This is a genomic window from Micrococcus sp. KRD070, from assembly GCF_017168435.1.
GTDB classification, from domain to species: domain Bacteria; phylum Actinomycetota; class Actinomycetes; order Actinomycetales; family Micrococcaceae; genus Micrococcus; species Micrococcus luteus.
The window spans coordinates 1-19,716 of record NZ_JABFNH010000011.1; the positions used below are offsets into that span (position 1 = coordinate 1).

At 72.7% G+C, this 19,716-nt stretch carries 17 protein-coding genes and 1 pseudogene; 10 read left to right on the forward strand and 8 right to left on the reverse strand.

Translation table 11 applies throughout. The annotated features are described in order from the left end of the window. Positions 1-2,169 (forward strand): acetate--CoA ligase (gene acs, locus J1M38_RS03670; protein WP_241246456.1); only part of this gene is annotated, 2,169 nt, incomplete at its 5' end. Here acs and J1M38_RS03675 read toward each other — a convergent pair. The 3 genes from J1M38_RS03675 to J1M38_RS03685 form a co-directional block, all read right to left on the reverse strand. Next, entirely contained in the window at positions 2,118-3,407 is a 1,290-nt protein-coding gene (locus J1M38_RS03675) for a M20 family metallopeptidase (protein WP_036336723.1), read from the reverse strand. The two genes, acs and J1M38_RS03675, sit on opposite strands and share 52 nt — an antisense overlap. A gap of 51 nt (positions 3,408-3,458) precedes the next feature. Continuing rightward, positions 3,459-4,256, reverse strand: coding sequence for a hypothetical protein (locus tag J1M38_RS03680; protein WP_036336726.1), 798 nt, complete (start codon positions 4,254-4,256; stop codon positions 3,459-3,461). Between the two features lie 138 nt (positions 4,257-4,394). Next, positions 4,395-5,273, reverse strand: a complete 879-nt coding sequence (locus tag J1M38_RS03685; protein ID WP_061867576.1) for a siderophore-interacting protein — start codon at positions 5,271-5,273, stop codon at positions 4,395-4,397. A 201-nt stretch (positions 5,274-5,474) separates the two neighbouring features. Between J1M38_RS03685 and J1M38_RS03690 the strand changes: the two genes are divergently transcribed. From J1M38_RS03690 to hutG, 7 genes are all read left to right on the forward strand, one after another. Beyond that, positions 5,475-5,894, forward strand: a complete 420-nt coding sequence (locus J1M38_RS03690) for a hypothetical protein (RefSeq protein WP_241246457.1) — start codon at positions 5,475-5,477, stop codon at positions 5,892-5,894. A gap of 126 nt (positions 5,895-6,020) precedes the next feature. Continuing rightward, a complete protein-coding gene (locus J1M38_RS03695; RefSeq protein WP_342356201.1) occupies positions 6,021-6,722 on the forward strand; it encodes a DUF1648 domain-containing protein in 702 nt (233 codons plus the stop codon). 8 nt (positions 6,723-6,730) lie between these two features. Next, positions 6,731-7,267, forward strand: coding sequence for a metallophosphoesterase (locus J1M38_RS03700; protein ID WP_036315813.1), 537 nt, complete (start codon positions 6,731-6,733; stop codon positions 7,265-7,267). 209 nt (positions 7,268-7,476) lie between these two features. After that, a complete protein-coding gene (locus tag J1M38_RS03705; RefSeq protein WP_206482029.1) occupies positions 7,477-8,409 on the forward strand; it encodes a hypothetical protein in 933 nt (310 codons plus the stop codon). 224 nt (positions 8,410-8,633) lie between these two features. Then, positions 8,634-10,004, forward strand: a complete 1,371-nt coding sequence (locus tag J1M38_RS03710; protein ID WP_036315810.1) for an O-acetylhomoserine aminocarboxypropyltransferase/cysteine synthase family protein — start codon at positions 8,634-8,636, stop codon at positions 10,002-10,004. Between the two features lie 3 nt (positions 10,005-10,007). After that, positions 10,008-10,523: a CoA-binding protein gene (locus J1M38_RS03715; protein ID WP_041104443.1), complete on the forward strand. Its 516-nt coding sequence runs from the start codon at positions 10,008-10,010 to the stop codon at positions 10,521-10,523. Between the two features lie 74 nt (positions 10,524-10,597). Beyond that, complete coding sequence (gene hutG / locus J1M38_RS03720; protein ID WP_206482030.1) at positions 10,598-11,644, forward strand: formimidoylglutamase; 1,047 nt, start codon at positions 10,598-10,600, stop codon at positions 11,642-11,644. A 132-nt stretch (positions 11,645-11,776) separates the two neighbouring features. On the opposite strand, the gene J1M38_RS03725 is transcribed toward hutG, so the two are convergent. The 3 genes and pseudogenes from J1M38_RS03725 to J1M38_RS12170 all read right to left on the reverse strand — a co-directional run. Beyond that, on the reverse strand, positions 11,777-12,241 hold the full coding sequence (locus tag J1M38_RS03725) for a hypothetical protein (protein WP_141724181.1): 465 nt from the start codon (positions 12,239-12,241) through the stop codon (positions 11,777-11,779). A gap of 253 nt (positions 12,242-12,494) precedes the next feature. Further along, positions 12,495-13,817 carry a type I restriction-modification enzyme R subunit C-terminal domain-containing protein gene (locus J1M38_RS12220; RefSeq protein WP_306432500.1) on the reverse strand — a complete coding sequence of 441 codons (1,323 nt, stop codon included), beginning with the start codon at positions 13,815-13,817 and terminating at the stop codon, positions 12,495-12,497. After that, a pseudogene (locus tag J1M38_RS12170) lies at positions 13,806-14,840 on the reverse strand (DEAD/DEAH box helicase family protein); the annotation flags it as partial. The gene J1M38_RS12220 and the pseudogene J1M38_RS12170, both read right to left, overlap by 12 nt. Before the next feature lie 62 nt (positions 14,841-14,902). Between J1M38_RS12170 and J1M38_RS03735 the strand changes: the two are divergent. Then, the gene (locus J1M38_RS03735) at positions 14,903-16,015 is read left to right on the forward strand and encodes a helix-turn-helix domain-containing protein (protein WP_080695884.1); all 1,113 of its coding nucleotides are present in this window, start codon (positions 14,903-14,905) and stop codon (positions 16,013-16,015) included. Further along, the gene (locus J1M38_RS03740) at positions 16,012-16,551 is read left to right on the forward strand and encodes a nucleotide-binding protein (protein WP_342356202.1); all 540 of its coding nucleotides are present in this window, start codon (positions 16,012-16,014) and stop codon (positions 16,549-16,551) included. The genes J1M38_RS03735 and J1M38_RS03740 overlap by 4 nt, the downstream gene beginning before the upstream one ends. 277 nt (positions 16,552-16,828) lie before the next feature. Here J1M38_RS03740 and hutH read toward each other — a convergent pair whose 3' ends face one another. Both hutH and hutI read right to left on the reverse strand, forming a co-directional pair. Then, positions 16,829-18,442, reverse strand: coding sequence for a histidine ammonia-lyase (gene hutH, locus J1M38_RS03745; RefSeq protein ID WP_041104432.1), 1,614 nt, complete (start codon positions 18,440-18,442; stop codon positions 16,829-16,831). A 29-nt stretch (positions 18,443-18,471) separates the two neighbouring features. After that, positions 18,472-19,677, reverse strand: a complete 1,206-nt coding sequence (gene hutI / locus J1M38_RS03750; protein WP_206482033.1) for an imidazolonepropionase — start codon at positions 19,675-19,677, stop codon at positions 18,472-18,474. Positions 19,678-19,716 lie beyond the last annotated feature (39 nt).

Consider the following 19,716-nt stretch of genomic DNA (forward strand, 5'->3'; position numbering starts at 1 on the left):
GCCGAGGAGGGCGCCTCCGGGGCCGTCCGCGGACCGAACGACGGCGTGCCCGCCGCGGCCCTCGCCACGCTGCCCGGCCCCCTCCCGCAGGCGCTCGTCGACGCCGCCGACCCGGACGTCCACCCCGGCCGCCCGGCGGACCGGCTGCACGGCGGGCGCGGCGACGGCCGCCCGGTGGCCGAGTCGGACCGGCTCGCGTTCTGGGAGGCGGCCGGCCGACGTCTGAGCTGGGAGCGGCCCTTCACCCGGACGCGCTCCCTCACCGCCCCGGACCCGGCCGCCGAGCGCGGCCCGGAGATCCGCTGGTACGAGGACGGCACCCTGAACGTGGCCGTGAACTGCGTGGACCGGCACGTGGCGGCGGGGCGCGGGGAGAAGGTCGCCCTGTACTTCGAGGGCGAGCCCGGCGACCGCCGCGCCGTCACCTACGCACAGCTGCAGCGCGAGGTCGCCCAGGCCGCGAACGCCCTCGAGGAGCTGGGCATCGAGGCGGGCGACCGCGTCGTCGTGTACCTGCCCGTGCTCGTCGAGACGATCGTCATCACGCTGGCGTGCGCGCGGATCGGCGCCGTGCACTCGCTCGTGTTCGGTGGGTTCTCGGCGGAGGCGCTGCGGTTCCGCGTCGAGGACACGGGCGCCAAGCTGCTCGTCACCACCGACGGCCAGTTCCGCCGCGGTGCCGCCGTCCCCGTGAAGGCCAACGCGGACGAGGCCGTGTCCGGGGACAACGCGATCGAGCACGTCCTCGTCCTGGACCGCACGGGCCACCGGGACATCCCGTGGACCGAGGGCCGGGACCTGTGGTGGCACGACGTCGTGGACCGCCAGCCGGACACCCACACCCCGCGCGCCTTCGACGCGGAGCACCCGCTGTTCATCATGTACACCTCCGGCACCACGGGACAGCCCAAGGGGCTCGTGCACACCTCCGGCGGGTACCTCGCCGCGGCCTCGTGGACGCACGACTTCCTGTTCTCCCACCCGGACCCGGCACGGCGCGACGACGACGTCCACTGGTGCACCGCGGACCTGGCCTGGGTCACCGCGCACACCTACGAGATCTACGGTCCGCTCTCGAACGGGGTCACGCAGGTGATCTACGAGGGCGTGCCGAACGCCCCGCACCCGGGCCGGCACTTCGAGGTGATCGAGCGCTACCGGGTGACGAGCTACTACACGGCGCCCACCCTGATCCGCTCGCTCAAGGGCTGGCATCCGGACGGGATCCCGGCGCACGCGGACGGCGGCCCGGACCTGTCCTCGATCCGTCTGATCGGCACCGTGGGCGAGTCCGTGAACCCGGAGGCCTGGACGTGGGCGCGGACCCAGATCGGCCGGGACACCCCGGACCTGCCGATGGTGGACACGTGGTGGCAGTCCGAGACGGGCGCCACCGTGCTCTCCCCGCGCCCCACGGACACGGCCTTCAAGCCGGGCTGCGGCTCCCGGCCCCTGCCGGGGGTGGACGTGGCCGTGGTCGACGACGACGGCGCCCCCACGCCCGAGGGCCTGCAGGGTCGGATCGTGGTCACCCGCACCTCGCCGTCGATGGCCCGGACCGTGTGGCAGAACCCGGCCCGCTACTTCCACTCGTACTGGGAGGACTACGCGGACCAGGGCGAGGCGGGCTGGTTCCTCGCCGGCGACGGCGCCAAGCGGGACGAGGACGGCGACGTCTGGATCCTCGGGCGCGTGGACGACGTCATCAACATCTCCGGGCACCGGCTGAGCACCATCGAGATCGAGTCCGCCCTCGTGGCGCACCCGGAGGTGATCGAGGCGGGGGTGTGCCCCGTGCCGCACGAGACCACCGGGCACGCCGCCGTCGCCTTCGTGGTGGCGCACGAGAGCTGGCTGGCCGGCGATGACGGCCCCGGCGCCTCCGCCGCCGACCGCGCCGAGGAGCTGCGGCGGCACGTGGGGCGGGTGATCGGGCCGGTGGCCAAGCCCGCCGAGGTGGTCTTCGTCCCCGACGTGCCCAAGACCCGTTCGGGCAAGATCATGCGGCGGCTGCTGACGCAGCTGCACCAGGGCACCGCGCTCGGGGACACCACGAGCCTGCAGAACGAGCCGTGCGTCGGGCAGATCGCCGAGGTGCTCCGGGCCGGCCGCCGCGCTCAGGACGCCGGCACCGGCGCCGTCCGCAGCGCCAGCTCGGCCAGCACCTGAGCGGCCCGCGGCACCACGGCGTCGTCGAACACGGCCTGCGGGGAGTGGTTGACCGGGGCCTCGTCCGGGTCCACGCCCTCCGGGACGGCCCCGAGCAGGACGTAGGCGCCGGGCACGCGCTGGAGGACCTCGGAGAAGTCCTCGCTGCCGGGCTCGGGCTCGGGCAGCTCCCGGTAGGCGTCGGCCCCGTAGAGGTCCTCCACGGTTCGGCGGACGAAGGCCACCGCGTCCGCGTCGTTGGCCGTCACCGGGAACGCGCTGTCCGTCCGGACCTGTGCGCTCATGCCGTGCGCCGCGGCGATCCCGTGCACCATGCGCTCCACGGCCGAGAGCAGCCGGGCTCGGGCGGGCGCGGAGAAGGTCCGCAGGGTGAGGGCGAGGGTGGCGCTGTCCGGGATGATGTTGGCCGCCGTGCCGGCGCTCAGGTGCCCGACGGTCGCGACCACCGGGTCGAAGGCGTCGAACTGCCGGGTGACCACGGACTGCAGCGCCAGCACCATCTCGGCGGCCACGGGCACCGGATCCTGGGCGAGGTGCGGCACGGAGCCGTGCCCGCCTCGACCGTGCACCGTCACCACCAGGTCGTCGCAGCCGGCCTGGATCGCCCCCGGGCGGCTGAGCAGGACGCCGCGCGGGTACGTGCCCGAGGAGACATGGATCGCGTAGGCGGCGTCCACCGGCCGCCCGGCCGCCTCCAGCAGTCCCTCCTGGATCATGTGCAGGGCGCCGCCGCCGGTCTCCTCCCCGGGCTGGAACATGGCCACCACGTCCGCGGTGAGCTCCCCACGACGGCGCACTAGCCAGGCCAGCGCGCCGTAGAGGCCGGCGGTGTGCAGGTCGTGGCCGCAGGCGTGCATGGTGCCCGGCACGGAGGGGGCGTACTCCAGCCCGGTCTCCTCCGTGACGGGCAGGGCGTCCATGTCCCCCCGCAGCAGCACGACCGGCCGCCGGGCCCCCTCCGGCAGCGGGGCCCCGCCGCGCAGCACCACGACGACGGAACTCAGCGCCCGGCCCACGCTCGTCTCCAGCGCGGGGCGGCCGGTGGCGGCATCCTCCCCCGCCTCGGCGCGCAGGGCCTCGAGCCGCTCGAGGACGGCGGCCTGGGTGCGGGGCAGGTGCAGGTCCAGCTCCGGATGTCCGTGGAGGAGGCGGCGGAAGGCGATCGCCTCCCGGGCGATGTCCTCCGGCAGGCCCGGGGCGAGGGCGTTCGCGGGCGGGGTGGGGGCGGTGCGGTCCATGAGGACATCATGCCGTGGCGCCCCGCCGGCCCACCCGGATCGCGCAGCGGGTCAGCCGGCCAGCTCCTGCAGCTCGGCCAGGTCGAAGACGTCCTCCGAGGCGGGGGCCTCGGGCGCCTCGACCGCGTTCCACTCGGTGAAGGTGGCATTCGCGTCCACGTCCTCGTCCTCCGAGTTCACGTCCTCGAGACGGTAGAGGGTCGTGCTCTCCGGGTCGATCAGCATCGTCCGGCCGAACTCGTGGTGCTCCTCGGGCAGCGCGTACTTGAGGTACTTCCTGCCCTCGAGCTCCACCTCCTCGGCCTTCAGGTCCTTGCCGTCGAAGGCGTCCGCGGCGGGCATGTCCTCTTCGAGGTCGGACATGATCTCCTCCAGTGAGATGTCCATCTGCGCGGCCTGCTCGGCGTTCGTCTTGATCCAGCGGTCGCCCACGAGGGTGGAGAACATGCCCATCTCCGGGGGCAGGTCGTCACCGTCGGCCTTGAGCTTGAAGAACACGTCGGCGTCCCGGCGCAGGACCTCGATGGCCATGGTGGCCGCCCCCATGTCCACGTTCATGGTGCCCCGGAGGTGGGAGTCGTCGGTGGCGCCGGCGAGGTCCACGTTCGCGGACTGGATGGCGTCCGTGCCCAGGGAGGCGGAGGGCGACGCCGAGGCCGACGCGTCGTCCTTGTCCTCCTCCTTGTCGGCGGCGGTGCCCTCCATCTTCAGGCGCAGGCTCTCGGCATCCACGACCTTCTGGCGGACCTCGGGCCAGCTCTCCTCCAGCGTCGGGTCGGAGGCGCAGCCGGTGAGCAGCAGACCGGAGGCGGCGAGCATGCCGACGGCGAGGCGTGCGGGCGTCTTCATGGGGACTCCTTCACAGAGGTGCGGACGTGCCGGCGGCCGGGGACCGCCGGACGATGTCGCGTCGACCCTCTCACGTCACCCCTGGCCCGTCATGCCCTGAGGGACGCCGGAACTTCTACTGTGCCGACCCTGTGCGGGTCAGCCGCCGGTGGTGCCGTCCTCGAAGATCTGCCCCGCCGGGGTCTGCTTCTCCGCCTGGAACACGTCCTCGGCGCGGCCGTAGGCCCAGTACGCGCTCACCGACAGCTGCCGCCGGTCCACACCGCGCACGTCCGTGAGGTACGCCCGGACGCGCTTGACCTGCTCCCGCTCGCCGTGCACGAACGCGTGCACCCGTCCGTCCCGCCACGCCGCGTCCTCGACGGCGGCGGCGAACCGCGTCGTCTCCGGGGTGAAGGGGCCGCCGCGGTGCAGCCAGCGCACCTCGACGCCGGCCGGCGCGGTCAGGGGCACCTCGTCCCGGGCGTCGGTCACCTCGATCAGCGCGACGCCGGCTGCCGCGGCGTCCGTGGCGGCGAGGTCCTCGAGGGCGGCGGCGATCGCCGGCAGGGCGGCCTCATCACCGGCGAGCAGGTGCCAGTCGGCGGTGGGGTCGTGCCGGTAGGCGCCGCCGGGACCCAGGAACGCGACCTGCTGCCCCACCGGCTCGGACGCCGCCCACGCCCCGGCCAGGCCGCCGTCGTGCCCGAGGGCGGCGCCGTCGTCGTCCGCGCCGTGGACCACGAAGTCGACGTCCATGGTGCGGGCGGCCGCGTCCATGCGACGCACCGTGTAGGTGCGGCGGACCGGCAGCTGCTCCGGGGCGAGGCGCTCGCGGAGGGCGTCCAGGTCGTACGGGGGTTCGAGGCCGAGCGCGGGGTCGGCGAAGAGCAGCTTCACGTAAGGGTCCGTGGCGCCCTTCTCCGCCCAGCGGGCATGGACGGCGTCGAACTGCTCGCCGCCGAGGGTCAGGCGCACGAGGTGCGGGGTGAGCCGACGGGCGGCCACCACGGTGAGGACGGTCTGGGGCCGGGCCATGCGGGCCTCCTGGGGTCGGGGCGGGTTCTGCGCGGGCGCGCGTCCCCCACTCTCCCACGACGAGGCGGATTAGCGCACGTCAGCGTGACGTTTTCCGCGGCCTCGGGGTCAGCGGAACCGGGCCCCCCGGTGGTCCTCCGGCAGCAGCGGTCCCGCGCCGGCCGGGGCCGGGGTGGCGCGGCGCGCCCCTAGGCTGAGCCCGTGCGTCTCGTCCTGCTCGTCCTGCTCTCACTGCTGAGCCAGCAGCTCGGCGCGTCCGTGGCGGGCCTGCTGTTCGACGACGTCGGCGCGTCCGCTATGGTCGCCCTGCGCGTGGTGTTCTCCGCGGCCGTGCTGCTGCTCGTCACCCGGCCGAGCCGCGCCGCCCTCGCCGGCCTGGGCCCCCGGGGGTGGGCCGCCGTCGTCGGGCTGGGCGCGGCCATGACCGGCATGAACCTGGCCATCTACGAGGCGTTCGCACGGATCCCGCAGGGCGTGGCCGTGACGTTCGAGGTGCTCGGGCCGCTGGCGCTGTCCGTGGCGGCGCGGCCGTCGTGGCGGTCGGCGGCGTGCAGCTCGGCCGTCGTGAAGGCGCCCGCGGCGAGGGTGGACGGCAGGGGCGTGCGCGCGGTCATGGGGTGAGCCTGCCGCCCCCCGGCCCTGCGACGGGCCGAACCGAGTCCCGCCCCCGACGACGTCCCCGCCGCCGAGCGCGCCGCCCTGCGCCGTGGCCGGCTGCGTCCGTGGCTGCCGTTCCTGCTCGCGGCCGTGCTGTGCCTGGCGCTGCTGGGGTGGGCCCTCGTCGCCCTGCCGGGCCTGCCGGAGCGCGTGCCCACGCACTGGGGCGTCGACGGGCGGCCGGATGCGTGGGAGGACACCTCGTTCGGCACGGTGGCGGCGGGGCCGCTGATCGGCCTCGGCATGACGGGTTTCCTGGCGCTGGTCTCCGCTATGGTCACCGCCCTCACCCCCACGGATCCGGGACTGTCCCCGTGGCGGCGCGTGCGCCAGACGGGGGTGCACCGCGGGGTCCAGGAAAGCCTCGGGTGGTCGTGCGTGCTCATCGTGCTGGTGCTGGCCCCGACGACGGCCGAGGTGCTCGCCGCCGGGGCGTGGACGATGCCGTGGTGGCTCCTGCCCCTCACACTGACCGTGCTCATGGTGGGCATCTTCCCGGTACTGCGGGCCGGAACGCAGCGGTGGACGCGCTGGTCGGACCGCGTCGCGGCGGACCTCGAGTACCGGCCCACGGCCGCGGAACGCGCCGAGGACGAGATGTGGACGCCCCTGGGGCTCAAGCGCGACCCCGAGGACCCGGCTGTCTTCCCCGCCAAGCGTCCCGGCTACGGGGTGGGCGCGACGGTCAACCTCGCCACCCCGGTGGGCCGGTGGCTGGTGCGCGGATTCGTGGCCGTGTTCATCGTCGGCCTGCCGCTGGCGATCTGGCTCGGCGCGTACGCGGCACGGTGAGGCGGACCGTGCCCGACGACGACGCCGCCCGCCTGCTCCTGATCGCGGACACCCACATCCCGCGGCGCGCCCGCGCTCTGCCCGCGCAGGTGTGGGCCGAGGTGGCGCGGGCCGACGTCGTGCTCCACGCCGGCGACTGGGTGGCCGAGGACGTGCTCGACGACCTCGACGCGAGGGCCGCCCGGCTGGTGGGCGTGTGGGGCAACAACGACGGGCCTGGGCTGCGGGCGCGGCTGCCCGAGGTGGCGCGCGTGGAGATCGGCGGGGTGCGGATCGCGATGGTCCACGAGACGGGCCCGGCGGCCGGCCGCGAGCGCCGCATGGCCGCGGCGTTCCCGGACGCGGACGTGCTGGTCTTCGGGCACAGCCACATCCCGTGGGACACCGTGGCCGGTCCGGACACCGCGAACCCGGGGCTGCGGCTGCTCAACCCCGGCTCCTGCACGGACCGGAGGCGGCAGCCGGTGTGCACCCTGATGCGCGCGGTGGTGCGGGGCGGGCGGCTCGAGGACGTGGAGCTGGTGTCCGTGGACCGCACGCCGTGACCGACGGGCCGGCCGCTCCCCCCTGCAACGCTGGTTGAGTTATCACGGGTCCAGGCGGCTCGCGCCCGTGATAACTCAACCCGCGTCGCGCCGGTGCCACCATGACCGGCGGGCCGGCCGCTCCTGCACAGCCACCACGACGACGGCGGCCCTCCCCAGGGCGCGTCGGTTCGGCCCGTCGCAGGGCCGGGGGGCGGCAGGCTCACCCCATGACCGCGCGCACGCCCCTGCCGTCCACCCTCGCCGCGGGCGCCTTCACGACGGCCGAGCTGCACGCCGCCGGCCTGCCGTGGCGCCGCACCCTCGCGGCAGACCTCGCCCGGATCTGCCGCGGCGTGCACACCGCGGGCATCCCCGACCCGTGCGCCCCGGACGGCGCGGCCGCGCTGGTCCGCCTCACGGGCGGGGTGGTCTCCCACGTCTCTGCCGCCCTCTGGCACGGACTGCCGCTGCCGCCCCGCCTCGCGCGGCCCGCCGGACTGCACCTGACCTTCGACCGCTCCGCGCGCACGCACCGGACCGACCTGGACGGCGTCGTCAGCCACCGGGTGCGGCTGCCCTCCGACCACGTGCTCGAGCTTCCCGACGGCCAGCGCGTCACGACGGCGGCGCGCACCTGGTTCGACCTCGCCGGGATGCTCCGCCCCCACGAGGTGGACTGGCTCATCGCGGACGGCGACCACCTGGTGCGTCCGCCGTGGACGCCGACGGGCCGGGCGGACCCCGTGGCCACCGTGTCCGAGCTGTCGGAGGTGCTCACCCGCTGCCGTGGCCGGCCGGGTGTCCGTCTCGCACGTGCCGCGCTGGCGGAGGTGCGCGTCGGGGCCGACTCCCCGCCCGAGACCTTCCTCCGGCTCGCGCTGATCCGGGCCGGGCTGCCGGAGCCGGAGCTGCAGGTCGCCGTCGACCCGGCCGACCCGGCCTCGCCCGTCGTGGACCTCGGGTACCGGGGGGCGCGCCTGGCCCTCCAGTACGACGGCGCCGGCCACCGCACGGCTCAGCAGCAGGCGAGGGACGCCCGTCGGGACGCGTACTGCCTCGAACGGGAATGGACGACCCTGCGCTGCACCTGGGAGGACCAGCGCGCTGGGTTCGGGCGGATCGTGGGGCTGGTCCGGCGTCGGCTCGCCCGCACGCGCTGATCCGCCCCCGCCCGTCCAACGCGGGTTGAGTTGTCATGGGTCCCGTCCAACGCGGGTTGAGTTGTCACGGGTCCAGGCCCGCGTAACCGGTGATAACTCAACCCGCGTTGCATGCCACCGGCCGGCGCCGCGTGACGCTCTGCGACGTGCCCACCCTGCCCCCGGCGCGCCTCGCCCGGGACAATGGGGCGGACTGTCCCGAAGCCTCCATCGAAAGGACCCCCGTGGCTGACCACGAGTTCGGCTTCCGCACCCAGGCGCTGCACGCGGGCGCCGTCCCGGACGCCGTCCACGGCTCCCGCGCGGTGCCGATCCACCAGACCAGCTCCTTCGTGTTCGAGTCCGCCGAGGACGCCGCCAACCTCTTCGCGCTGCAGAAGTACGGCAACATCTACTCGCGGATCGGCAACCCCACGGTCGCCGCGTTCGAGGAGCGGGTCGCCACGCTCGAGGGCGGGATCGGGGCCGTCGCGACGGCGTCCGGCATGGCCGCCGAGTTCGTCACCTTCGCGGCCCTCGCCGGGGCCGGCGACCACATCGTGGCGTCCTCCAAGCTCTACGGCGGCACGATCACCCAGCTGGACGTCTCCCTGCGCCGGTTCGGCGTCGAGACCACGTTCGTGGACTCCGCCGAGGCCGCGGACTTCGAGGCCGCCCTCCAGCCCAACACCAAGGCCGTCTACACGGAGATCGTCGCCAACCCCTCCGGTGACGTCGTGGACCTGCCGGGCCTGGCCGACGTCGCCCACCGGCACGGCGTGCCGCTCGTCGTGGACGCGACCCTCACCCCGCCCTACCTGATCCGGCCGATCGAACACGGCGCGGACATCGTCATCCATTCGGCCACGAAGTTCCTCGGCGGGCAGGGCACCACGCTCGGCGGCGTCGTGGTGGAGTCCGGCCGCTTCCCATGGGACAACGGCAAGTTCCCGTCCATGACCGAGCCCGTGCCCTCGTACGGCGGCGTCTCCTGGTGGGGCAACTTCGGCGAGTACGGTTTCCTCACCAAGCTCCGCTCGGAGCAGCTGCGCGACTTCGGCCCGTCACTGGCCCCGCAGTCGGCGTTCCAGCTGCTGCTCGGCGTCGAGACGCTGGCCCCGCGCATGGACGCCCACCTGGCGAATGCGCAGGCCGTGGCGCAGTGGCTGGACGAGGACCCGCGCGTCTCCTGGGTCCGCTACGCCGGCCTGCCCGACCACCCGCACCACGCCCGCGCGCAGCAGCTGCTGCCCCGGGGCGTCGGCTCGGTGTTCAGCTTCGGCGTGGCCCCGGCAGCCACGGACACCGACGACGGCGCCTCCGGCCCGGAGGCCGGGCGCGCGACGGCGTCGCGCTTCATCTCCGCGCTGCAGCTGGCCTCCCACCTGGCCAACATCGGCGACGCGAAGACGCTGGTGCTGCACCCCGCCACGACGACCCATCAGCAGCTCACCGCCGAGCAGCTCGTGGCCGCGGGCATCCCGGCGGACCTCATCCGCATCTCGGTGGGCATCGAGGACCTCGAGGACATCCTCTGGGACCTGGACCAGGCCCTGACCGAGGCCACCGGCCGCGCCCGCGACGGCGCCGTCGTCCCCGCAGAGCAGGAGGCCTGAGCCATGAGCACCACCCACCCCGAGCGCACCTGGACCGGCCCCGGCGCCCCCGAGCGCCTGGCGATCCTGCGGCGCACCCGGTCGATCGCGATCGTCGGCGCCTCGGACAAGCCGGCCCGTGCGTCGTACTTCGTGGCCACGTACCTGCTGAGCTCGACCACGTACGACGTCTACTTCGTCAATCCCGTGCTCGCCGCGGCCGGCAAGGAGATCCTCGGCCACCGCGTGTACGCCTCGCTGGACGACCTGCCCGTCACCCCGGACCTCGTGGAGGTGTTCCGCAAGTCCTCCGACGCCCCCGAGGTGGTGGCGGACGCCGCCCGCGTGGGCGCCCGGACCGTGTGGCTGCAGCTGGGCATCTGGAACGAGGACGCCGCGCGTCAGGCCGAGGCCGCGGGCCTGGAGGTCGTGATGGACCGCTGTGTGAAGATCGAGCACGCCCGCTTCCACGGCGGGCTCAACCTCGCCGGCTTCGTCACCGGCGTGATCAGCTCGCGGCGCCAGGAACTGGACCGCTAGGCGGACGACGCCCCGTGTCGGGCGTCGTCCGGCCCTCGTTGCGCACCCGCCCGTCGATGGCGTGGGATGGGCCCATGACCTCCGAGCTCCCCTCCTCGTCCCTCTCCCCCGCCTGGACCGGCCGCACCGACGGCGACGCCCCCGAGCACCTGCGCTGGCACCAGGTCGTCCGCCCCGCCGACGGCCGCGGTGAGCCCACGACGCCGCACCGCGACCCCGGCGCCGGCGCCCCGACGTCGGGCGCGCGGTCCACGGCGCTCATCGGCTTCGCCTCGGACGAGGGCGTGCGCCGGAACCACGGCCGCGTGGGCGCCGAGGACGGCCCGGAGGCGCTGCGCGGCGCGCTCGCCCCGCTCGCGTACCTCGAGGGCACGGGCGCGCTCGTGGACGCGGGCGACGTGTCCGTGGACCGCGGCGACGACGACGCCCCGGGCGAGCTCGAGGCGGGCCAGGCCGAGCTGGGCACGGTGGTCAGCGGGCTGCTGAACGCCCACGACCTGGCCGTGGTGCTCGGCGGCGGACACGAGACCGCCTACGCCTCGATCACGGGCCTGACCGGCTCCACGCGCGTGGGTGCGGGCACCCGCGTGGGCATCCTCAACCTGGACGCGCACTTCGACCTGCGCGAGGCGCCGCGGCCCAGCTCCGGCACCCCGTTCCTGCAGGCGCTGCGGGACGCCGAGGGGGCGGAGCATCAGCTCTCCTACGCGGTGGTGGGCATCAGCGAGGCCAACAACACCCGGGCCCTGTTCGACACCGCGCGCGAACGCGGGGTCACGTGGGTGACCGACGAGCAGGCCCAGACCGCCGACGTCACCGGCGTCCGCCGCTGGGTGCGCTCGTTCATCAACGCCGTGGACGTGCTCTACCTGACGATCGACCTGGATGTGCTGCCGGCTGCCGTCGCCCCGGGGGTGAGCGCACCGGCCGGCTTCGGCGTGCCGTACGAGGTGATCCACGCGTGCGCGCTGGAGGCCACCCAGTCCGGGAAGCTGGCCCTGGCCGACGTCGTGGAGCTCAACCCCGCCCTGGACGTGGACGGCCGCACGGCGAAGGCCGCGGCCCGGCTGATCCACACGATCGTCAGCCGTCACCGGACGGACGCGTCGCTGCTGGCCTGAGCGGGCCGGGGGTCCCTTCCGGCGCGGGGGCCGCACCGCGAGGGCCGCGGTGCGGCTGATCCACACGATCGTCGGCCGCCACCGCCACTGAGGTAGCGAGGTGCGTTGAGGGTTACTTAGCCTCTGCAATGATCAGATAGCAGACTCTGCATCTTCCAGAGCTTTTTTAAGAACCTCCACGCCTGATTTTGGCTGAGCCGGGCACACCTCCGGCCTCGGGCAGAGCACAGAGATGAGCATCCAGATCGCCAAACGAATCTGCTCAGTCGGATTGATCCCCTCCACGGCTCCCGCTGCAATCTTCTTTGTCGCTGCGATTGCCAAGGCGACGACCGGTCGAGGAAGACCTGCCGTGGCGAGGGCTGTCCTGATGCGAGCGGCTGCTTCATCGATGTATTCGCCTGGATCTAGCGCATTCGCCACCTCGGCAAGTACCTGGCACATAGCATGGCGCCGCACTCGTCCACGCCCCTGTTCGCCGTAGGCTACGGCAAAATCGAGAAGGTGCGTACGAACTTCCCGGATGCTTTCCGTGACCAGAAGGTCACCAGCCAACTGAAGCACTTCATCGATTCGACGACGTCGCTCACATTCCATTGGGGAAGTCTGTCTATCGGCACCCTCCGGCCCTGGGGGCAGAGCGATCAATGTCTCTGTTGGTGGGGTAACGCCCGGACCTGGGGAAGAGCCACAGTGCGGACAACGTGCACGAGCAGTTTCTTTCCTATGGCCTCGCTTGGGGCCCTGGGGCAGGTGACGGGAGTCATGTCTGAACACTACGTGAGCAGTCATAGAAACTGGAGGCTCGCAGAAGGGCGGATATCACGACTCGGCTCACCGTCCGGTCAGGTCATGCGACGACGCCGCGCGCCTCGTCCCCGCCCGCGTTCGCTTCTGGTCCCGGCACCATCGCAGACGTCCGGACGAGGTCCAGCCGCTCGCGCAGGGAGTACACCTGCGCCTCCTCGGACAGGCCGAACGGCCCCCCGGGGGCGTCGTCCGTGTAGGGGGATTCGAACAGCCGGCCGGCGTCCAGGACGCCGTTGGCGGTAAGCTCCTCCACCATGTGACCCAGGAAGCGGATCCGCGCCTGGGTGAGCGTCCGGTCCTGGACGAAGTCCGCGACCACGCCCTGCGCGGCGGCACGATCCATCCCCACTAGCATGCGCACGAACAGGCCCAACTGTCCCTCGCCCTCGGACTTCGCCGCGGCCAGGTGCGCGTCCTCGGCCCCGATGCTCCGGAGCAGCTGTTCGAGCGACTCCAGGTCCGGCTCGGTGAGCTGCTTGCCGTGGCGCAGCTTCTGCAGCGCCAGCGAGGACTCGTTGTGGCGCAGCGGCTCGCTGACCTTGGCCCAGAACCGTTCGATGTCCACGCCGGGCGTCGGCCGCACGACGTCGACCTCCTCAAGCTGCGTGAGCGTGTCCGCAAAGTCCGTGTATACGCGGGAGCGGCGGACCTTCTCGATGAACTGGACGAGCCCGCGCAGCTTCTTCCGGGCGTGCTCGAGCATGCCGAGAGTGACGCCCTCCCACCATTCCTCCCCGGCCACGGCCTCGAGGAGGATGATCTGTTCCTTCACGGCGGGGATGGCGTCCTTGGAGAGCAGGTTCTCCCCGAGGGACTGCACCGTGGCCCGGATGCGCTCGGCCGTGCCAGCCTCCCCGGTGAGGTCTGCCAGCTGCCGGCGCACGATGAGCAGGTCGAAGCGCTTGGCGTCGACGTCCTCCCCCGGCAACCCGGTGACCACCCCGGCCAGCGCACGTGCCCGTTCGGCGGCCTGGGCGCTCAGGGACGTCCACGCCTCAGGCCGCTGGAACTCCTCGACCTCCCGGCGGAGAGGGCGGGCCAGGACGTTCTCGAGGGTCAGGCGGGCGATGGCCGCCTGCAGCTCCTCGGCGGCGGTGCGGCGCAGCTCGCGCACCGCGCGTTCCTCCGGCCCGACGGCGGCGGGCGCCCCAGCGTCGTCGTCCAGGGCGTCGAGGGCGACGACGAGCGCGAGCCGGTCCTCGAACAACCGCTGGGTGAGGGACCTCTGGGTGAAGCCGTCGGACTCCGGGAGGTCCTGGTTGAAGAACTCGAGGTTCTGGCACCAGTCGAAGACGAGGAAGTCCTCCTTGTCCCTCCCCGGCCCGTAGAGGTCCGGGCGCAGGCGGGTGCCGCGGCCGATCATCTGCCAGAACTTGGTCTTGGAGCGGATGAGCTTGAAGAACACGAGGTTGACGACGTCGGGCACGTCCACCCCCGTGTCCAGCATGTCCACGCTGATGGCGATGTGCGGGGCCTTGCCGGGGGTCTTGAAGTCGTCCAGCAGGGCGTCCGGGTAGCGGCTGGCGTGGGTGATGATCTGGGCGTACCGGCCGCCGAGCTCCGGCCACTGGGCGTCGAACCGCTGCAGGATGAACTCGGCGTGCGGCTGGTTCTTGGCGAAGACGATGGTCTTGCCGAGCCGTTCGCTGCCGGCCACCTTGTGGCCGTGCTCCCTGAGGGTGGAGAGCACGCGGTCCACGGTGTCCGCATTGAAGAGGAACCGGTTGATCTCCTCGCTCGAAACCTCCTCGGGCGCCTCGTCCTCGCCCCAGTCCAGCGCGTCCCAGGCCTCCTGCTCCTCGGCGGGAAGCTGATCGTACCGGGTGCCGCAACGCAGGAAGGTGGTGCCCACGGAGACGCCCCGCGGCGGCACCAGGAACCCGTCCGCCACGGCCTCGTCGAGGGTGTAGGCATCAGTCGGCACGCCGGGCTCGAGGCCGAAGAGGCCGTAGGTGTTCCGGTCGATCTCGTCCTTGGGGGTGGCGGTGAGGCCCACGAGAAGGGCATCGAAGTGGCGGAAGATCTCGCCGTACTTGGCGTATACGGACCGGTGGGCCTCGTCCACGATCACCAGGTCGAAGTATCCGGGGTCGAAGCGGGCGCCCTGGCCGGTGGACTCCTGGATGAGGCCGAGCATGGTGGGGTAGGTGGAGGCGTAGACGCGTCCCTCCCCGTGCCGGTTCTTCAGCAGGTTCACGGTGGTGCCGACGAAGCCGTGCTCCACGAAGGCGTCCGCGGCCTGCTTCACGAGGGCCTGCCGGTCCGCCAGGAAGAGCACGCGCTTGACCCATCCGGCGCGGGCCATCTGGTCCACCAGGGCGACGGCGGTGCACGTCTTCCCGGTGCCGGTGGCCATCACCAGCAGTGCGGCGCGGCGCTTGTTCTCGAACGCATCAGCGTATGCGACGAGGGTTCACCGCCAGTGCCATGTGTGCGAGAATCGCACACATGTCGCCGACCACTCCTCATTCGCTGGGTGCCCGTGTACGTGCCGCACGGGAGCGTCGCGGGATGTCCCAGCAGGACCTAGCTACCGCCGTTGGCCTCGAGCGCACCATGGTCAACCGGATCGAAGGCGGACAACGGAAGGTCACTGCCCTGGAGCTGGCCTCCATCGCCGATGCCCTGGGAACCCGAATGCAGTCGTTCTTCACCGAGCCTGCGCCAGCGCTCGTCTCGCACCGTTCCGCCCAGGGGTTGGATACCACCGAGTCGGCCGTGGACCACCTGCTGGCCGAACTCCTCGCAGACGTCGAGTTCCTGCACGACCTGCATCCCATCGAGGGGTTCGGCGTGCGGGACCCCTGGGAGCAGCCCAAGTCCGTTCACGAGGCCGACGACATGGCCGCCCGGGCACGCGAGCACGTCGGGTATACAGCAACGGAACCCGTAAAGGACCTCCAGGCGCACCTGGCCACTGCTGGCCTGCTCCTGTTCTCCCGCAACTTCGGCGTGGACGCCGCTGACGCGGGAACGGTGCTCCTCGCCGAGGGCGGCATCTCCCTGGTGAATTCCACCCCCAAGGTCGGGCGACGCCGCCTCTCCGCCGTGCACGAGCTTGGGCACTACCTACTTGCCGATGAATACACGGTGGACTGGCGCACCGCCCACACCGGCCCGGACATCGAGGGTCGCCTCGATCGGTTCGCTCGAGCATTTCTCCTGCCAGCAGCTGTCCTTTTACAGGAATGGCCCGCCGCAGCTCACTCAAGCGATGTCCGCACTGCCGCTGTGAAGATCGCCGGCACCTACCTGGTGGACATGTCGACCCTGGCCCGCCGACTCCACGACCTGGAATTGGTGGACGCTTCCACGGCAAACGACATCCGCGCTGTGCAGACCACGCAGACGGACATCATCACCCACGATCTGTACCCGTCTGACGAGATGGCAGGCACCACCCAGCCCCGGGTGTACCAGAAGCACGTCATCGCGCTGTTCGAGGCCGAGAAGCTCTCGCGTGAACGCACACTCGACCTCTTGGATGGGACTTTCGACGACGACGACCTTCCGGACCTTCCCCCACGTCAGGAACAGGAGATCTGGGAGTACGTCTCGTGACCGCCGTTCCGGAGACCTACGTCTTCGATACGGGACCACTGCGCCATTTCACCCTGAAAGGATGGCTCGGTGTGCTCAAGTTCCTGACAGCCGGCCATGCCGTGATTCCGGAGAGTGTGGAGCAGGAGATCAGGGACCAGCAGTACCAGCACCCAGATCTCCGGCAGATCTTGGACGCCGAATGGATCGTCGTGGACCGCAGCGAGGACCTCGAGTTCCTCGCGGCCTTCGCCCGATACGAGGAGCACCTTGTGGCGGGCGGTCGGAACCGGGGCGAATGCGGCGTTCTAGCCCTCGGTCGGACGCACGGGTATCGCATCGTGATCGACGACAACGTGCTCCGCGTCCTGGCCAAGCGCGAGAAGCTCGAGTGCACCGGCACCCTCGGGTTGCTCTGTGAGGCGATCCGCAAGGAGCAACTCACCGTTCCCATGGTTGAGAGCCTCGCTGACGATCTCATCATGGGCGATTACCGGCTTCCCTTCGGCCCAGGGGGATTCAAGTGCTGGGCCGAACAACAGGGACTCCTGGGATAAGCCCTTAGCTGGTGTCGTGCTGCAATCGGACTGATCGCGCCGTTCCGGCTTCACCGCACGACACCAACCACATGGCGTTGCCCGGATTGTCTCCCGCCTGATCCATACGATCGTCGGCCGGCACAGGACGACGACGGTGCTCCTCACCTGAGCCGGGGCCGACCGGGCCCGACCCGCAGGCCGCCCCTCCACACACAGAGTGGTCACGACACGCCGTCTCGCGCAGACGCACGCGGCGTGTCGTGACCACTCTGCGGCGTCGGACCACGCTGCGGCGTCAGTGCCCCTCGGCCTCGGCGCCCTCGGACTCCTCGGCCAGGTCCTGCGGCTCGGCGTCGGCGGACACGCCCGCGAGCGCCTCCGCCACGGCGGCCAGCACGGACCCGTCGCGCAGGGCCTGCTCGGCGGCGGCCAGCTGCGGGGCCATGTACTGGTCCGGGCCGGGGCCGGGGACGCCGGCCTCCCGGATCACGCGGACGGCGGCACCGGTCGCGGCGGAGGGCTGCAGCGGGGCGCGCAGCTCGATCGCGCGGGCGGCGGCCACGAGCTCGACGGCGAGCACACGGCGGAAGTTCTCCACGGCCGAGCGCAGCTTGCGGGCGGCATGCCAGCCCATGGAGACGTGGTCCTCCTGCATCGCGGAGGACGGGATGGAGTCCACGGACGCGGGCACGGCCAGGCGCTTCATGTCCGAGACGAGCCCGGCCTGCGTGTACTGGGCGATCATCATGCCGGAGTCCACGCCCGGGTCGTCCACGAGGAACGCGGGCAGCCCGTGCGAGCGGGCCGGGTCCAGCATGCGGTCGGTGCGGCGCTCGGACATGCTGGCGACGTCGGCCACCGGGATGGCCAGGAAGTCCAGCACGTACGCCACGGGCGCCCCGTGGAAGTTGCCGTTCGAGCTCACCCGGCCGTCGTCGAGCACCACCGGGTTGTCCACGGTGGCGGCGAGCTCGCGCTCGGCCACGGTGCGCACGTACGCGAGGGTGTCGCGCAGGCCGCCGGCCACCTGCGGGGCGCAGCGCAGCGAGTAGGCGTCCTGCACGCGGGAGTCGCCCTCCTTGTGGCTGGCCACGATCGGCGAGCCCGCCAGGATCTTCAGCATCCGGTCGGCGGAGGTCGCCTGGCCCGGGTGGGGGCGCAGCGGCAGGTGCAGCTCCGGCACGAACACGCGGTCGGTGCCGAGCAGCGCCTCCACGGACATCGCGGCGGTGAGGTCCACGGTGTCGGCGAGCTCCTCGAGGTCGGCCAGCGCCATGATCAGCATGCCGAGCATGCCCTCGGTGCCGTTGACGAGGGCCAGGCCCTCCTTCTCCCGCAGCTCGACCGGCTCGATCCCGGCCTCGGCGAGCGCCTCGCCGGCCGGACGCAGCGCGCCGTCCGTCCCGACGACGTCGCCCTCGCCCATCAGCGCCAGGGCCACGTGGGAGAGCGGGGCGAGGTCGCCGGAGCAGCCCAGCGAGCCGAACTCGCGCACGGCGGGGGTGATGCCCGCGTTGAGCATGGCCACGAAGGTCTCCACCACCACGGGGCGCACGCCCGTGCGGCCGGAGGCCAGCGTGGTGGCGCGCAGGAACATCAGCGCGCGGACGACCTCGCGCTCCACCACGGGGCCCATGCCGGCGGCGTGGGAGCGGATCAGGGACTTCTGCAGCTGCGCGCGGGACTCGAGCGGGATGTGCTTGTCCGCGAGCGCGCCGAAGCCGGTGGAGACGCCGTAGGTGGGGGTCTCGGCCTCGGCCAGCGCCTCGACGTGGCGGCGCACCGCGCCGACGGTCTCGAGCACGTCGTCGGCGAGCACCACGCGGGCGTCGTGGCGGGCCACGGCGACGACGTCGTCCAGGGTGGCCCCGGACGTGCCGAGCGTGACGGTGACGGGAGGGGTGGTCATGGTGATGCGTTCTCCTTGATGTCGGTCGATCAGACGGCGCGGCGGCCCGCGCGCCAGACCGCATAGGTCAGCGGCATGCCGGGGCGGTAGGCCAGGTGGATGGCGGCGGGGGCGTCGAGCACGTGCAGGTCGGCGCGCTTGCCGACCTCGAGGCTGCCGACGCGGTCCTGCGCCCGCAGGCCGATGGCCCCGCCGAGGGTGGCGGCGCGCACGGCCTCGGCGAGGGTCAGGTGCATCTGCAGCACGGCGGTGCCCACGTTGAAGTTCATGGACGTGGTGTAGCTGGTGCCCGGGTTGCAGTTCGAGGCCAGGGAGACCTCGATGCCGGCGTCGAGCAGACGACGCGCGGGCGCCAGCGGGGCGCGGGTGGACAGGTCGCACGCGGGCAGGCAGCCGGCCACGGTGCCGGGCGTCCCGGTGGCCGAGGCGCGGTCCCAGCCGGTCCAGGTGCCGGCGAGGGCCTCGACGTCCGCGTCGGAGAGGTGGTTGACGTGGTCCACGGAGGCGGCGCCGAACTCCACGGCCACGCCCACGCCCGGGCCCTGCTCGATCTGGTTGCCGTGCAGGCGCACGCCCAGTCCCGCCGCCACGCCCGCGGCGAGCACGCGGCGGGTCTGCTCGGCGTCGAAGGCGCCGGTGTCGCAGAACACGTCCACCCAGCCCGCGTGCTCCCGCACGGCCGCGAGCATCGGCCCGACGACGTCGTCCAGGTAGTCCTCCGCATCCCGGCCCGGGGGCACGAGGTGGGCGCCGAGGAAGGTCACCTCGTCCACGAGGCCCTCCTCGCGCAGCCCGGCCAGCAGGCGCGCGTGGCGCGCCTCCTCCTCCACGGTGAGCCCGTAGCCGGTCTTGGTCTCGAGGTAGGTGGTGCCGCCGGCCACCGCGTCGGCCACCCGGCCGCGGACCAGCTCGGCCAGGCGAGCGTCCGAGGCGGCGCGGGTGGCGGAGGTGGTCACGCCGATGCCGCCGGCCGCGTAGGACTCGCCGGCCATGCGGGCCTCGAACTCGGCGGAGCGGTCCCCGTCGAACACGAGATGCGTGTGGGAGTCCACCCAGCCCGGCAGCACGGCGCGGCCCTCGACGGACACCCGGTCGTCCGCCTCCGGGGCGTCCGCGGCGGGGCCGATCCAGGCGATGCGCTCGTCCTCGACGACGACGGCCGCGTCCGTGAGCACCCGCCCTTCGGGGTCGACGGTGGTCAGCTCGGCGATGTCGGTGATGAGCGTGGAGCGCATGGGGGCCTCTCTGCGGGACGGACGGGGGTGGGCCGGTGG

Excerpts from the sequence above, each read along its gene's own strand:
- hutG (WP_206482030.1), top strand. The coding sequence starts at position 10,598 with ATGACCTCCGAGCTCCCCTCCTCGTCCCTCTCCCCCGCCTGGACCGGC.
- J1M38_RS12220 (WP_306432500.1), bottom strand. The coding sequence starts at position 13,817 with ATGATCGGCCGCGGCACCCGCCTGCGCCCGGACCTCTACGGGCCGGGG.
- hutI (WP_206482033.1), bottom strand. The coding sequence starts at position 19,677 with ATGCGCTCCACGCTCATCACCGACATCGCCGAGCTGACCACCGTCGAC.
- J1M38_RS03680 (WP_036336726.1), bottom strand. The coding sequence starts at position 4,256 with ATGAAGACGCCCGCACGCCTCGCCGTCGGCATGCTCGCCGCCTCCGGT.
- J1M38_RS03685 (WP_061867576.1), bottom strand. The coding sequence starts at position 5,273 with ATGGCCCGGCCCCAGACCGTCCTCACCGTGGTGGCCGCCCGTCGGCTC.
- J1M38_RS03735 (WP_080695884.1), top strand. The coding sequence starts at position 14,903 with ATGTCGCCGACCACTCCTCATTCGCTGGGTGCCCGTGTACGTGCCGCA.
- J1M38_RS03725 (WP_141724181.1), bottom strand. The coding sequence starts at position 12,241 with ATGGAATGTGAGCGACGTCGTCGAATCGATGAAGTGCTTCAGTTGGCT.
- J1M38_RS03715 (WP_041104443.1), top strand. The coding sequence starts at position 10,008 with ATGAGCACCACCCACCCCGAGCGCACCTGGACCGGCCCCGGCGCCCCC.
- hutH (WP_041104432.1), bottom strand. The coding sequence starts at position 18,442 with ATGACCACCCCTCCCGTCACCGTCACGCTCGGCACGTCCGGGGCCACC.
- J1M38_RS03705 (WP_206482029.1), top strand. The coding sequence starts at position 7,477 with ATGACCGCGCGCACGCCCCTGCCGTCCACCCTCGCCGCGGGCGCCTTC.
- J1M38_RS03675 (WP_036336723.1), bottom strand. The coding sequence starts at position 3,407 with ATGGACCGCACCGCCCCCACCCCGCCCGCGAACGCCCTCGCCCCGGGC.